Below are 15,221 nucleotides of genomic sequence, written 5' to 3' on the forward strand. Positions count from 1 at the left end.
GCGTTCGTCGCACTGTGTCACGGATCACGTGCTGTCCCGACGTGCCCCGGACGGCGTATCAAAGCGACCCGTCCGGGCTCCGGGGCGCGGAGAGTGGATCCGTACCGTACCCGGGGCCCCTTTCCGTCCGGCCGGGCCCCCGAACCCTCCCGGAGACCCCCATGGGCAGCGTCAACCGTCGTGACCTCGGCCTGCTTCTCCTTCGTGCCGGCACCGGCGCGGTGCTGGCCGCGCACGGCAGCCAGAAACTCCTCGGCTGGTTCGGTGGCGGCGGCATCGAGGGCACCACGGCCGGGATGGAGGCCATGGGCTTCCATCCGCCCAAGCACAGTGCCGTCGCGGCCGGCCTCGGTGAGGCCGGCGGCGGCGTCCTGCTGGCGCTGGGTCTGGCCACCCCGGCAGCCGGAGCCGCCGCCGCGGGCGCCATGGCGGGCGCCGTGGCCGTCCACGCCCCCGCGGGATTCTTCGCGCAGGGCGGCGGCTACGAGTACCCGGCCTTCCTCGGCTTCACCGCCGCCGCGATCGGCCTGACCGGACCCGGCCGCTACTCCGTCGACCACGCCACCCGTCATGCTTTCAACCAGCCCTGGATGGTCGCCCTGGCCTTCGTGGGCAGCGCCGCCGCCGCGGTCGCCGTCGTCGGTAAGCGGGCCAAGGGGCAGACCGTGGAGCCGGACGAGGAGTGAGCCGGACCCCGGCACCTGTCCACCGGGGTCCGGCCTTCGCCCGCCCGATTCAGCGCGGCGACCTCCAGCGGTTTCCCTTCGCCGCCGCGACCAGCGCGGGGACCGTGTCGAACTTGATCCGGGGCCGCCCGTGTTCGCGGCCCCGGGACCGTTCGGCGCGGTCGATGGCGGCCAGCCCCCGGGCGTCGACGACCTGACGGACACGACTGCGCGCGAGCCGTGCGAACGCCTTGGCCGGGTGTGCGGGGGAGGGCAGAGCGCCCGCGACGGCGTCGGCCAGCAGGGTGCCGACCGTCTCGGCGGCGCAGGTGCGGTTGGCCCCGATGCCGCCCGAAGGACCGCGCTTGATCCAGCCGACGACATAGGTGCCGGGCATTCCCGTCACCCGGCCGCCCTCGTGCGGCACGGTGCCGGCCGTCTCGTCGAAGGGCAGCCCGGGGACGGGCAGGCCCCGGTAGCCGATCGCCCGCAGGAACAGGCCCGCGGGTATGTCCTGTTCCCCGGCCGCGCCCGTCACCCGCACGGCCTCTGCGCAGTCGTGGCCGAGCACCTCCACCGGCGTGGAGTGGAAACGGAAGACGATGCGCCGTCCCGCAGGCGGCGGCTGCGACCAGTCGGCCGTCTCACGGGGCAAACCGCGCAGCAGCGCGGCCGTGCTGCCCGGCGCCGCGCCGTCGATCGCCGCACCCGTCCACGGGTCCTGGTCGTCGACCACCAGATCCACGCCCGGCAGATGAGTGAGGGCGAGCAGCTCGGAGGCGGTGCAGGCCGCGTCCTCGGGGCCGCGCCGTCCGAGCAGGACGACCTCGCGCACCCGGGAGTCCCGCAGCGCGGCGAGCGCATGGCCGGCGATGTCGGTACCCGCCAGCACGGTGGGATCCGCGACGAGGATGCGTGCCACGTCCAGCGCGACGTTGCCGTTGCCGGCCACGACCACCCGCTCCGCGGAGAGACCGACGGCCTCCGGTGGGACTTCCGGGTGGGCGTTGTACCAGGACACGAACGACGTGGCCGGGATGCTGGCGGGCAGGTCCTCACCCGGGATGCCGAGCCGGCGGTCGGCGGATGCGCCGACCGCGTAGATCACCGCGTCATGATGAGCGGCGAGTTCCCCGGCGGTGAGGTCCTTGCCCACGTCGACGCCGAGGTGCATCCGCACCCGCGGATGGGAGTGGAACCGCGCGAAGGCCTCGCCGGCCCCCTTCGTCGCGGGGTGGTCGGGCGCCACGCCGTACCGGACGAGGCCACCGGCCACCGGCAGCCGGTCGACCAGTGTCACCTCGGCATTGGTGTGCAGCAGCAGATCCTCGGCCGCGTACATTCCGGCGGGCCCGGTGCCGACCACCGCCACCCGGATCGGTGCGAAGTCGGACGGCAGGCTGCGCGGGTACGTCGGCTCGCCCCAGGCGTGGAAGTTCGGCCCGGCCACCGGCTCCGGTTCACGGTCCGCGTAGTACGCCGCGTTGATGCCGGCGTACTCCTGCTGCGCCGCGGACAGGCTGTCCACCGGGAAGACCGCGTCGACCGGGCAGGCGTCGGCGCAGGCTCCGCAGTCGATGCAGGTCGCCGGGTCGACGTAGAGCATCTCCGTGCTGCCGAAGTCCTGTTCCTCGGGTGTGGGGTGGATGCAGTTGACGGGGCACACGGCGACACAGGTGGCATCGCTGCAGCAGGTCTGGGTGATGGCGTAGGTCATCGCGTCAGCTCGGGCTCTCGGCTCGGATCAGATCAGGTTGGCGCGCTTGTAGAAGAACAGGGCCGGCCTGGTGAGGAGGCGGGCCGAGGCAAGGAACTCCATCAGGCCCGAACAGCTGGCCCGCATGAGGGACTTGTGGTGCTCGTTGGTCCCGGCCTCGGCGCGTGCGCGGTCGCTGTCCAGCCCGGCGTTCGCGTAGACGTCCCGGTTCACCATGCTGGTGACGATGTAGTACGAGGCGATGGCGACCACGAGCGAGTTGATCTGCCGGCGCAGCGGGCCGGCGTTGCGAAGGTGCTTGCGGGTCTCGTCGCGGGCGAACTTCATGTGCCGCGACTCCTCCACCACATGGATGTTGTTGATCGTCCGGACGAACGGCGCGACCCGCTCGTCCCGCATCCAGTCCCGCTGCATCACGTCGAGCACCTCCTCCGCGACGAGAATCGCCGCATACGCGGCCTCACCGAAGGCAAGTGTCTTGAAGGCGCGGCCCAGTTCGATCACCATCCGGGGGGGCCGGTAGGCCGGGGCACCCAGTTTGGCGGCGCCGCGGGCGAACATGATGGAGTGCCGGCACTCGTCGGCGACCTCGGTGAGCGCCCACTGGAACCGCGGGTCGGTGGGGTCCTTGGCGTACATGTCGCGCAGAATCATCTGCTGGAGGATCATCTCGAACCAGATGCCGGTGCTGGCGACGGACGCGGCTTCCTGGCGCGTCAGCGCCATCTGCTGCCCCTCCGTCAACTCCTGCCAGTACGCGGTGCCGTAGAGCGTGCTCCACTCCGGGCTCGCGCCGTGGTGGCCGGTGTCCAGCGGGGTGTTCCAGTCCACCTCGGTGGCCGGGTCGTACGACAGCTTCGCGGCCGAGTCGAGCAGGCGCCGGGCGACGTCCTGCGCGGCCGGCCGGTCCTGATTCTTCGGCGGAACGGTGCTGCTTGCCATGCTGCTGCTCCTTGAATCGAGACAGATCGCCCCGACGGCTGCCCGGCCTCTTCACCCATCCCGTATCTGACCGATGAGATCGACGGCCGCCGGGCGCCGCCCCGCTTGTTAGACGTCGCGTCTAGCAAGCTGTTAGACGGAAGGTATAGCAAGAGGGCGGCGCGGGCCTACCCCCGCGTAGGAAATCCCTACGATCTCTCCACGGCGCGGCAGATTCCAGGGCTGCGGGTGGTTCTTGTCGGGCGGGTCGGTGTCGGGGGCCAAGGCGGTCGCGCCGCCACGCCCGGCTCCCGGCCTTCATCCGGCCGGACGCCGGACAGGACCCACTCCTGGAGAGTCATGGTTGTCGCTGACGTCCGCTTCGTCGTCGCCCTGACCGCCGCCGTGACGTTCGGCAGGACCCTGCCGGCTCCAGGGGCCGCGACTGCGGGCAGCCTGGGACGGCCTCATGGTCGAGGCGCGGTGTACGGGGGTGGGTACGGAGGAGACCACGGATGTCGAGGTGTGCCGATGACCGTCTCCCGTCCCACGCTGGAATTCCGTACGCTGGACGGCCGCACCGTCTCGTTCGAGGAGCGACAGGCCTGACTCGACGTGCGAGAAGACGAGCTCCTGACGGTGTACCAGGCGGGCCAGGAGGGCCAACAGGTGTCGATGAAGACCAGTTTGACCGGATGGACCGCATCCTCGCCAAGGTCGGCCCCGGCCAGCCGCCCGGGAAGCCAGGACGTGGCAGGCATGGCCGGACGGTGAGGTGACAGGCGTGCGGTCGGTTGATCCAGCGGCCCACACTCCGCTGACCCGGTGACGGCAGATCAGGACGGCCGCCGGACAAGGAAGCTTTCAACCAATCTTGTTGCGTGGTCTACCAGCGTGCACGGGTCTAAGCTGATGAAGGGGACGCGGCCGCAGGCGATGGGAGCAGGAGCCATGGGCGGCAGGCAGAACTTCAGCATCTTCGAAACGTGCACGGCGGTCGTCGGCAGGAAACACGCGGCGGAGTCTGCACACACCGCCTCGCTCTTCCGGATCGAGGGCAGGTGCTTTCTGGGGCTGACGCAACATCAGAACGTGATCTTCGCCGAGGCTGCCGATCGACGGAACCGACACGTGCCCCACGTCCTCGTCCAGGCCGGCCCAACGCGGCCAGCGGGGCACGGCTCCCCGTCACCGGTCGTAAGCGCTTCCACGACGCCGACCTGGCCGAGATGGAGGACGAGGTCACGCTCCTCGGCATGATCGCGTACGAGATGGGCCCTGTACTGGGGAAAAGTCCTGGTCGTCGAGGAGGCCGCCCCCCGTTTCCGGGGCGAGCGGCGGAAGCATCTGCAGTCACACGGTCGATCTGAACGCCGTGGAACCCTACGCCCTGCGCGACCTCCTGACGACCGCTCGTTCCCGTCGTCCGTGGTGCGGCGCGTCGTCCCGCCGGTCATCCCGACACCTATCCCGCGGAGGCCCCTTGCAGAACGCCACCGTCATCCGCGCCGCCGCCGACGGACTGCCGTGTCTGTGCGACGACGCCAATCGCCGAGGGGTGGGCGGCCAGGAGATATCGATCCATGTGCGCAGAGGAGCACGTCATGGGCTCGAACCACGAACGCAGGCACAGGAACGACCCGGGCCCGCAGGCCGGCCTGCCCCTGAGGCTGGTTCCCGGGGTCGGTGAGGACAAGGGCGCCGACGGCGTCCTGCGCAGGTACCTCGATCCGGGCGCTACCCTCTTCCGTGCGCCGACCGCCCGCAGGGCCGTCAACACCTTCGTACGAGAGCGTGCGAAGGAGCTCGGGACGGAGGGCGCGGACCTCCGCGAGGTCGGCCACGACCAGGACACGGCGACGCTGAACGTCCGCTATCAGCAGTTCCACCAGGACGTCCCCATCCTGGGGGCCACGCTCCAGATGGTGGCCGACACCGGGCAGGCTGCCGTCGTGCAGGTCGAGAACGCGACGGAGCTCGACGTCTCCGACGCCCCGGACGTGAACGAGGCCCAGGCCCTCGACGTCGTCGAGAGGAGCGCGCTCGCGCCTTTCGACGAGGCGTACGAAGCCGCTGCCGTCGTCCGCGACAACCTGGTCTACCTGCGGGACACGTCCAGGCCTCCGCTGCCGGAGGGTGACAGCCCCACCGCCTTGATTGCGCTCCTGAAGCAGGGGAAGAGGCGCTCGGACGGCAAGCTGCACCTTGTCCACGACCTCATCGTCGAGACCAGTGGGCCCTTCGAGCACTTCCGGGCCGTCGTCGACGCCGTCGGTGGTGAACTGCTCTGGATCGAAGGCGCGGGAAAGTACGTGACGGCGACGCTCAAGGTCTACCTGCCCGACCCCGTGACGGAGTCCGACGACGGCTCGCTCAGCTCCCTGTCGGACGACGACACGCTGAAGCCGTTCGCCCACGAGGTCCAGACGGAGATCGCCCCGGCCGGCAGTGACGGAAAGTTCCATCTCGAGGGGGAGTGGTGCCGCTGCAGCGACTGGGACGCCCCGGTCTTCGCGCAGCCGGAATCGGACTCGCCCACCTTCGTGTTCGACACCCATCCCAAGGACAAGGCGTTCCTCAGTGCGAACGCCTACTACTGGACCGACTCCTTCGCCCGCTATCTCCGCAGCCTGGGCAACGCGGCGCTCAACGCCCGCATGGTCCAGGTCGAGGTCGACCCGCAGGGAGCCGAGAGCACCGGCAAGAGCGAGTGGATCGGCACGACGACACCCCCGCGGATGCGCTTCGACATGAAGTTCGTGCCCGGGGCCGCCGACCTCGGCATCATCGTGCACGAGTACACGCACGGGGTCGTGCAATGGCTCCGGACCGGCGCGACGGGCCCCTTGGAGTACGAGCACAGCATCTGCGACGCCATGGCCGGCATCTACCGGGACCGGTTCAACCCCGCGGGGAACCGCCGGGCCGAGACGTTCCCCTTCGACAACAACCTGCAGGACGAGTGGAGTCAGGGCCGTCGGCTCGACCTGACGCAGCGCTTCGACGACGCGGATTTCGACGACTACACCGCCGACCTGCGTGCTTCGATGCTGGCCTCGGCCCTGTGGCAGTGCTACCTCGGCATGGGAGGGAAGTCGAAAGACGGTGTCGTGCGGCAGAAGGCCGCCGACAAGATGATCAAGACCATGCTCGCGATGGTGCCGCGCCTGGGGGCGGACACCACACAGAGCAAGAAGAACGCTGTCCACCTGGCCGAGATGCTCATCGCCTCGGATGTCACGGTCAACGGCGGTCTGCACCGCAACGTGATGAGCGACGCGTTCGTCCGCCAGGGACTCTTCGCGAAGCCCGACGTCGACGTCTTCATCGCGGACAGGCCGGGGGACACCGGCCTCGTGCCGAGCGGCAGCGACGCGGACCCGTTCTGGACGTCCCCCGACATCTGGGTCCGCAACGGGATCGGCCCCGGGGACGACCCCGAGGCGGGACACCAGGAACCCATCATGAATCGGCCGAACTACCTGTACGTGCGCGTGCACAATCGCGGGACCGCCGAGGCCCAGCCGGACAGCTTCACGGTCGAGACGCGCCGGTGCGACCCTGGCACCGGCATGACGTGGCCCAACCATTTCAAGGTCATCAGTACGGAGATGATCCACGCACCGATCCCACCCGGTGGATCGGTACGCGTCGGACCCTTCCCCTGGACACCGACCATCCCCGATCACGAATGCCTGATCGCGTTCGTGCACGGTGCGGACGATCCCGCCGTCCTCGCGACCTCGGGTACGCCGGTGCCGCACGACCGCCTCGTACGCTTCGACAACAACGTGGGCCAGCGCAACGTGTACCCGCAGAAGTCCGTCCTCGGCGGCCAGACCAGCATGACCATCGCGCTCCGGGGCGCGCCGACGGCGACGGACGGCGCGTGGGAGCTGGACGCCACGGCCATGCCGTCGGACACCCGGATCACCATCCGGACCTTGAGCCGCATCGTCGAGCCCTCCACCCTCAGCAACCTCGAGTTGACGGAGACCGGGCAGGTCCGCTCCACGCTGCAGATGTCGGGTGGCAATACGGCGGTCGTCGATGGCTTCCGGCTCGACGCCGACGACGACGTGTCGGCCGAACTCACCATCGACTTCGCCCACGAGGCCGTGCACCTCAAGAACTACGACTTCATCGCCACCCAGATCCAGGACCATGAGGTGGCCGGACGCATCACGATCGAGATCACCGCCGTCAAGGACCTGCACGAGTGGTTCTTCGGCAACCCGAAGAGCGGCGAGGTGCACATCGAGACCTGTCCCTTCTGGGGACAGCTCAGCCCGGCGAACAAAAAGCCGTACGCGCGCATAGAGGAGGCTCTGGCCCGCGACTACAACGGCTGCGCCTACTGCCTCCCCCAGTTCAACACCGGCTGAAATGGACGGAGTCCGGGGCTTCCGTGCCCGAAATGACCCGATCCTCTCCGCGGGGTACGCTGGAGAAAGGTGATGACGAGATGTCAGCGACGATTCCCTTCACGGACGGTCTGATGCTCCGGTACCTGCGGCCGGCGAACGTGAAGGCGTTGCTGCTTCCCGCCACCGACCCGGAGCGCGAGCGGGTGCGGTCGCTGTTCGCCTCCGTCTACGACCCGTCCTTCCTCGACGTCAGGACGGTGGAGTCCGTCGACGTCGTTCGCACGGAGTTCCAGAGCGCCGTCCATGCCTCGCTCTCCCTGCACGGGTCATGGGACAAGTCGATCCCCACGACCGAACAGGCCCGGGCCACCGTCGAGATCCCGGCGACACCCCAGGTGCACTGGATCGACATGTCGTTGGAGACCGTGGTCGCGGTGAAGGCGGCACCGGCCGGCGGTCTCCTCGCCTCTGCGGACGCAGAGGCATGGGCGGCCGCCGGCGGCGCCGGGGCACCGCAGGGCGAGTTCGAGCGGCCCTACCAACTCCAGTACGAGGATCCACCTCCTTTCGATCCGGCAGCGCCGGCCCGCAGGCTTCCCTTGCGGGTGTCGACGCTCTTCTTTGACCGCCTCGACCTCGTCGACGCGCTGCGCCGGCTCAGCCAGGCCAAACGGGCGGTCGACGCGGCGAGCCCGCAGCCGGAGGTGCACGACGGCGGCACCATGCTCGCCTCCAGTGCGTGGCTGGCGGTCTTCCCCGCCACCGCGACTGACGAACCGTCACAGGCGACCGAGCAATTGGTCGGCGATCTGCTGGCGACCCAGGGATTCGTCGCCGTCTTCGAGACGGCGCCCTGAAGTCCGGCGGGAACCGGCCGCGCCTCGTCCTCGGAGACCGGGCGCGCACACGGTGAGGAGCAGTCGATGCCATTCAACTACGTCACTGTCAAAGCGAGCAGTGATCTCTTCACGCCCGCAACCAGAGCCTTCGGGGACATCCTCGTCATCGGCAAGGGAGCCCTCGGGAGCACGGGTTCGGGCGCAAAGTCGTTCACGTACCCGAGCGAGGCCGTGAGGGCGTACCCGCAGGGGACGACGAAGCTGGTCGACAAGGTCGAACCCCCCGTCAGCACCGTCAGCGCCGCGGCGAAGTTCCCGGTCGGTACAGAGGTCGCTATCGGGAAGGAGGAGGAGGCCGAGGTTCGCACGATCAAGACGGTGGCCGAGGCGGCGGCCGGCAAGTTCACCTTGACTCTCGACAAGGAGCTGAAGAGCGCTCACGCGGTGGACGACCCGGTGGTCGGGCTGGACCTCAGCGAACTCGCCGCCGCCATTTCCCTGGCCTTCCGGCAGACCCCGCCCCCGACCAAGGTCTGGGGCATCGAGGTGGCCTTCAGTAATCCGGTCTGGTCCACCGCGCTCACGGCGGCGGAGGACGTCCCGGCGCAGATCGTGGTCCTCGCCAACACCCCGCTGAACGAGCAGCCGAGCAGCAAGCACCCGGTCGAACTCCTGGCGAAGCACGTCACCGAGGTCTCCAACACCGGCGGAGACGGCAAGGAGCGCATCGGAGTCGCCATGCTGGACCGGACGTTGACGCAGGTCAAGCAGATCGCCCTGAACAAGGGAGCGATCCACGACAATCGGATGGTTCTGGTCGCCCACAAATCGGCGAAGGACGACGTGGCCGCGGCGGTGGCCGGCGTGATCGCGGGCCACGAACCCCACATCTCCCTCCTGCTCAAGTCCGTCTCCCTCGAGATGCCCGAACTCTTCACGGCCACCGAGATCGAGACCTATTACAACAACTCGATCAACTGGGTGACGAGTCCGGTGATGCTCCCGGGTCACGGCCTGTACCTGGGCGAGGGACTCACCGCCAGCCCGAGCGGCAACAAGAAGTACATCGACATCGTGCGGACGCTCGACGACATCAGCTTCCGCATCAAGGCCGCGCTGATCGAGGCCGTCGGCGACCTCCGTATCGACCGCCCGGGCCTGCGCACGGTCGTGACGCTCGTCCAGAGCGTGCTCTCGCCGCTGGTGACCCGGGGCGTGATCGAGGACTACACCATCCACATTCCGCTGCTCGTGCTCCTGGAACGCGAGCGCGCCACCCTGAACGCCGACGAGCTCGAGCAGATCGGCGACGGGCGGAGCGGCCGAAGTGTCGACATGGAGGTCTCGGTCGTCTATGCGGGCGTGATCCACCAGATCGCAGTCAAGCTGGTTCTCAAGGGTTAAGGAGCGATGAGATGCCCGAGGTCAAGTGGGACACCCGGTTGACGGTGATGCTCGATACCACGGTGGTCACCCCCATCGACTCCTTCAACCCCACGTTCAACAGTCCGGTGCAGCCCCTGCACTCATTGGAGGCCGACAACGTCGCCCACGTCGTACAACCCAAGGCATTCACCTTCTCCATGGCGGTGAAGGCGATCGGCCCGGCGGTGGCCAAGCTCACCCAGATGGCCCTGGAGCACAAGAGCTTCAACATCGGGCTCCAGGAGGCTTCCGGTAGCGACTGGACGTTCCAGCAGATCGTGTTCAACGACTGCTACATCACGTCCGCGGCGAGCACGATCCTCATCGACGGCGTGCCCACCACCACCTTCAACTGCGTCTGCCTGGAAGTCACCCCCACCAGCGCCTGACCGGAGTGCGGAGGACCCCATGTCGCACCAGGAAGCCGAACCCGAGGGCACACTGCCCGAGGTCGCGGGGCCGGAGCCCGTCGTGGTCTCCGGCCCGGGGGCGGACCTCCACTTCCACTTCCCGATCGAGGTGGTTCTGGTGGGAGACATCGCCGAGGAGACCCGCCAGGACCTCGTGTCGGGAATTTACGAGGCCTTGCACGAGGCCCTCAGCTGAGCTGCGAGGCCTTCGGCCGAACTCGCGGCAGGAGCGTTCACATGCCCACGATCACCTGTCACTTCCCCATCACCGTGAGGATCACGGGGACTCCCTCGCCCGCTGCTCTGGAGCGCCTGGGCGAGGTGGTCGAGGAGGCCCTGATCGCACGCCTGCGCCTTGCGCGGGCCGAGATCGCGGCAGCGGGATACACCGAGATCGTCCCGGCCGAGGCGTCGGATCACTCGTGGGCAGCGCCGTGAACAAACCCGTCGAAGTCGCACCCGGGACCGCCGTGGAGACGGCGGTACGCGGCGTGGCGTACCGGCGACTGCATCTGCCGACGTCGGTCACGTTCACCGGTGAAGACGAACGGCCCTCCTACGAAGGGATGTTGGAAACACTGCTGCTCCGCGCGGTCGCCGACGCGATCGACAAGGACGACGAGGGCGCGGGGATCACCGGGCCACGGCAGGTGTGGCCACCGGACGGCGACGGGACGGCGGCCGGAACACCCGTGGAGCCCACTCCGGGCGGGTCCGGCCACCTCACCTTCGCTGTTGCCGTGGCCGACACGGACGACGGCGGGGGAGATGGTCCGGGAGGGCACGAGGGGGACGAGAAGGAAGGAAGGGGCGGTGCCGGACAGGGGGCCGGAGCGGCTGACCCAGGCGAGATGCGAGGGGACGGTGCAGAGGAAACCGCACACGTCGGCGCGCCGGCGGCCGACGCACAGGAGACCTCCGAGACGGGCACCACGACGGACACGGCCGGCGCCGAGACCGGTACGCCCACCACCGACACCGCGTCGCAGGCGCCGCCCCTTCCCGGGACGGCCGCCCCCGCCTCCGCCACCATCGGCACAGAGACGACGACGGCAGCCGCTCCCGCGCCGGGCGAACCCGAAGAGGCGAGTGGGGCTGCCGAGGTGGGCTCCGAACAGGATCCCGGCGTGACGGTGGTGACGGATCCGCAGAGCGACGTCATCCAGGGGCCGAGCCCCGTCGACGGACGCGCCGTGATGGTCATCGGCGCCGCCCAGCTCGTGATGCTGGGCGAGGCGACCCGCCACGCACGCTCGCGCAGCCTCATCCATGCGGTCCAACTGGGCGACCACCTCTTCGGCGCCCGTTCCTTCGCCGTCCTGGAGGGGCCGCTCGGGACGGCGGACAGCTTCTACTGGGCCGTCGCCACCGCACCCACCGTCACCGACGAGATCATCGGCAAGGAGGTGGCGAGCTGGGAGCTCGAGGGCCAGAGGATCAGCACCTTCACGGGCTTCCACGTCCTGCCCGTCGTCACCACGCTCGACGGTCACCGGTACGGGGTGAATCTGCTGTGGACCAAGGAACGCGGCTGGGTGTGGGGGAGCGCGGAGGAGGGCAGACGCTGGATCCAGATCAGCAAGTCGCCCCAGGAGTACTGGCTTTCGGCCGAGGAACTGAAGGTCCTCACCTTCCAGGAGCTCGACCGACTGGTGGACGCCGGCCTCGCCGGGAACGACGAAAGCCTGGAGAAGGCCGCCACTCAGCTGGGCGAGATGAACGCGAAGGCATTCGCCCTGGTGGACGAGAAGACGAGAGAGAAGTACCTGGAGATCCTGGTCAAGGCGTGGACGCTCGAAGAACAGCGGCACGCGATCATCGAGATCATGAAATCTCTGGACGGCCTCGCCCAGTTGCAGGCGGTCCGGGACCGCCTGCTCCGGGCCGGTCTGTACGAGCAGCTCTTCGCCGACATGGGAAGCGAGCTCTGGGAGCTGCTCACGGAGGTCGGCAAGAAGTTCGGCGACCACAAGTCCCTGACCGTACGGGAGTTCATCGGACTCGTGGCCGAGGCGCTCAACCTGTCGATGCACCACGACACCGGGCTGAGCCGGAACGTCGAGCAGGAGCAGACCGCCGTCGTCGACCTCAAGATGATGATCGAGTTCGAGGAGGCCATCAGAGCGGCGATGGGATTCGTCCTGGGGACGCTCGACTCCTTCAAGATCATGCTGACCCAGCCCGAGAAGATCCTTTCCGGGCTCTGGGAGCTCCACAAGCTCACGGTCACCTGCTACCTGGCCAGTTACGGTCACGCCGCGTCGACCAGGGAACTGCAGGTCCTGATCCAGAAGGTCGGGGCCACGCTCGTCGACGGTCTGCGCGGTGCCGCTCTCTTCGGGGTCGGCCCACGCGCGGCCACGAGGATCAAATGGGCCGTGATCATCGAGGCGCTCACCTGGATCTCGGAGATCCAGGCCGCAGTCGAGGCACTCGTCAAGATCGAGAAGATCGTCGCCATCCTGCGCTTCCTCAAGATGCTCAAGGTGTTCGAAGGCGAGAAGATCGCCGCACGGTTCACCCGGCTGGCCGAGGCACTGCACGCGGGCAGCGCCGTACTGAACGGGCTCAAGGACGAGCACGCGGTCGCGGAGCTGCTGATCATGCTGCCCGAGGAGGACGGCGCCCGTCTCGGCGCGGTCCTGCAAGAGGTCGAGGTGCCCAAGGGCGGCAGTCTGGCAGCGCTGATGGAGCACCCACGGCTCGGCCCCGTCATCACCGACATCCGGGGAAAGGCCGAGGTCCTGCGCGTGTTCGGCGCCAAGTCGGGCGGCCTCACGCCGGAGCTGGCGCATGCCTTCGGCCGGCTGACCGGGAAGGACGGCTTCGCGATCGCCGAGGTCCGCAGAATGGCCGATGCGCTCCAGGAGGGCGAGGGCGCTCGGTTCACCAAGATGCTGGAACAGATCGGCTTCGGCCGGATCGGGGCCCAGGCCGAGGTGAAGGCGGACCTGCTGGCGATGCTGGCCGGGGACAGCCGGCGCATGGACGCCGTTCACCAGTACGGGATCGCCGTCGTGGGCCAGATGCACGCCCGCTCCGCCGGTGGGGCCGAAGCCTTCGACGCCATGATCGCGAGACTTGAGAAGATCCGTGCGAAAGACGTCGCCGACGGCAAGGCGGTGGAGTTCAGCGAACTCCTCGACAAGCTGCGGCAGGGGAAGAAGGGTGCCTGGCGGAGGGTTGATCGGCCGTTCAAGGCGCCCCCTGTCAAGGCGACGGTCGCCGAACGGGCCCCGGTACTGCAGCGGATCAAGGAATTGCGCAAGCGGTTCCCGAAGAACAAGGTCAAGAACCCGAAGGCGATGGGGAACGCGCTGCAGCAGATCGCGCGGACGTCCGAGACCGACCCCGCGAAGGCGATGGAGCACCTGGAGAAGTTCGAGGACCTGCTGAAGGCCGAGCATACGACCGAGGGCCACGTCGCCGACATCTTCGCGGAGGCGGAGGCGAAGGCGAGCCGTGAGGCCAAGGCCCTGCACCACGAGCCCGGTGAAGCCCCGGCGGAGCAGCTGGGCGCCCGCGACAAGCTCAAGTCGAAGACCGGGGAGGCCGGGTCGCCGTCGCACGAGCTGACGGCGTCCATGGAGGGCATCGGCCAGCACAAGGCGTACGGCGAGGACGCGCACCACCTTGCGCCGGCGTCGGACCGTCGCGCCGAGCCGGTGAGGGACATCCTCGAATGGGCGGGTGTGAATCCCGATGACGACCCGCTGAACGGCATCTACCTGCCCAAGACCTCCACGGACCCGAAGATCATCGCGCAGGCGGCGACACGCCATCAGGTGCTGCACACGGACAACTACTACAAGGAGATAACGAGGCGACTGGTCGAGGCCAGGAAGCAGAGCGGGGAGGCCGGGGTGATCCACGAGATGTCCAGGATCAAGGAGGACCTCATCCACGGGTGGCACCCGCCCCCCGCCACGGGCGCGGGCCATGAGAACTTCGCCCAGTGGTTCGACGGGTACAAGCACAACCTGGAGTGGCTGACCGACGCGGAGCAGCTCGACCTGCTCGAGAAGGTGAAGGCTCCACCGCGCAAGAAGAGGGCACCAAGGGCGCCCCGGAAGGCAAGTCCCAAGACGACGGGACCCGGGCCGGTACCGAAACCCAAGCCCCCGGCGAAGGCGAAGGCCAAGCCCAAGGCCGAGGTCGGCCCCAAGGCAGAGGCGAAGCCCGCGTCCGAGGTGACGCCCAAGGTCGAGGTCAGGTCCACGGTCGAGGCCAAGCCCAAGGCCGAGGTGACGCCCAAGGTCGAGGTGAAGCCCGCGTCCGAGGCGAAGCCCAGGGTCGAGGTCAGGCCCAAGGCCGAAGGGAAGCCCGCGTCCGAGGCCAAGCCCAAGGTCGAGGCCAAGCCCAAGGTCGAGGCCAAGCCCAAGGTGAAGCCCAAGGCCGAGGCCAAGGTCAAATCCGAGGCCACACCCAAGCGCGAGGCGAAGCCCAAGACCCAGTCCACGCCCAAGCCGGAGGTCAAACCCGAGCCCAGGCCGGAGGCCAAGCCCGAGCCCAAGCCGGAGGTCAAACCGGAGGTCAAACCGGAGGTCAAGCCCGAGCCCGAGTCTGCGGCCACGTCCGAGACCGAGCCCCTGCCCGAGGCGGAAGTGCGCACGAGGGTGGCCACCGAGGCCCAGCCCTCAGAGTCGTCCGCAGACGCCCCGCGCATTCGCGTGGAGTCCGAACCCCGCATTCGCATCGAGCCCGAGCCGCGCATTCGCGTGGAGCCCGAACCACGCAGCCGCATCGACGTGGGCACCGAAGACGTGCTGGGCGAACCACTGCACGACGTCGTCGAGGATCAGCCGAAACCGGCGCGGAAGAAGAAGCGAGCGAACAAGCAAGGAGGCCGGGAGAGATGACCAGGGAAAGCAGGCGCG

11 protein-coding genes are annotated in these 15,221 nt (G+C 68.7%); 9 read left to right on the forward strand and 2 right to left on the reverse strand.

The genetic code is table 11. The annotated features are described in order from the left end of the window. Positions 1 to 161 precede the first annotated feature (161 nt). On the forward strand, positions 162 to 686 hold the full coding sequence (locus SH922_RS36855) for a DoxX family protein (RefSeq protein WP_393062882.1): 525 nt from the start codon (positions 162 to 164) through the stop codon (positions 684 to 686). Positions 687 to 735: 49 nt separating this feature from the next. Here SH922_RS36855 and SH922_RS36860 read toward each other — a convergent pair whose 3' ends face one another. Together SH922_RS36860 and SH922_RS36865 are read right to left on the reverse strand one after the other, a co-directional pair. Beyond that, positions 736 to 2,382, reverse strand: coding sequence for an FAD-dependent oxidoreductase (locus tag SH922_RS36860; protein WP_393062883.1), 1,647 nt, complete (start codon positions 2,380 to 2,382; stop codon positions 736 to 738). A 27-nt stretch (positions 2,383 to 2,409) separates the two neighbouring features. Then, positions 2,410 to 3,324 carry a diiron oxygenase gene (locus SH922_RS36865; RefSeq protein ID WP_393062884.1) on the reverse strand — a complete coding sequence of 305 codons (915 nt, stop codon included), beginning with the start codon at positions 3,322 to 3,324 and terminating at the stop codon, positions 2,410 to 2,412. A gap of 339 nt (positions 3,325 to 3,663) precedes the next feature. On the opposite strand from SH922_RS36865, the gene SH922_RS36870 reads away from it, so the two are divergent. The 8 genes from SH922_RS36870 (at position 3,664) to SH922_RS36905 (ending at position 15,203) form a co-directional block, all read left to right on the forward strand. Next, positions 3,664 to 3,912: a hypothetical protein gene (locus tag SH922_RS36870; RefSeq protein WP_393062885.1), complete on the forward strand. Its 249-nt coding sequence runs from the start codon at positions 3,664 to 3,666 to the stop codon at positions 3,910 to 3,912. Between the two features lie 995 nt (positions 3,913 to 4,907). Next, positions 4,908 to 7,688 carry a hypothetical protein gene (locus SH922_RS36875; protein ID WP_393062886.1) on the forward strand — a complete coding sequence of 927 codons (2,781 nt, stop codon included), beginning with the start codon at positions 4,908 to 4,910 and terminating at the stop codon, positions 7,686 to 7,688. An 80-nt stretch (positions 7,689 to 7,768) separates the two neighbouring features. Then, positions 7,769 to 8,527 (forward strand): hypothetical protein, encoded by a 759-nt coding sequence (locus tag SH922_RS36880; protein WP_393062887.1) that lies wholly within the window; start codon positions 7,769 to 7,771, stop codon positions 8,525 to 8,527. A 66-nt stretch (positions 8,528 to 8,593) separates the two neighbouring features. Next, positions 8,594 to 9,913: a hypothetical protein gene (locus SH922_RS36885; RefSeq protein ID WP_393062888.1), complete on the forward strand. Its 1,320-nt coding sequence runs from the start codon at positions 8,594 to 8,596 to the stop codon at positions 9,911 to 9,913. Positions 9,914 to 9,924: 11 nt separating this feature from the next. Continuing rightward, the gene (locus SH922_RS36890) at positions 9,925 to 10,323 is read left to right on the forward strand and encodes a hypothetical protein (RefSeq protein WP_350992768.1); all 399 of its coding nucleotides are present in this window, start codon (positions 9,925 to 9,927) and stop codon (positions 10,321 to 10,323) included. 19 nt (positions 10,324 to 10,342) lie between these two features. Then, the gene (locus SH922_RS36895) at positions 10,343 to 10,540 is read left to right on the forward strand and encodes a hypothetical protein (protein WP_393062889.1); all 198 of its coding nucleotides are present in this window, start codon (positions 10,343 to 10,345) and stop codon (positions 10,538 to 10,540) included. A 41-nt stretch (positions 10,541 to 10,581) separates the two neighbouring features. Further along, positions 10,582 to 10,782, forward strand: a complete 201-nt coding sequence (locus SH922_RS36900) for a hypothetical protein (RefSeq protein ID WP_393062890.1) — start codon at positions 10,582 to 10,584, stop codon at positions 10,780 to 10,782. Then, positions 10,767 to 15,203, forward strand: coding sequence for an AHH domain-containing protein (locus tag SH922_RS36905; RefSeq protein WP_393062891.1), 4,437 nt, complete (start codon positions 10,767 to 10,769; stop codon positions 15,201 to 15,203). Before SH922_RS36900 ends, SH922_RS36905 begins: the two co-directional genes overlap by 16 nt. The last annotated feature ends 18 nt before the right edge of the window (positions 15,204 to 15,221 follow it).

The sequence above is a fragment of the Streptomyces sp. LN549 genome, assembly GCF_043203805.1.
Lineage (GTDB): Bacteria > Actinomycetota > Actinomycetes > Streptomycetales > Streptomycetaceae > Streptomyces.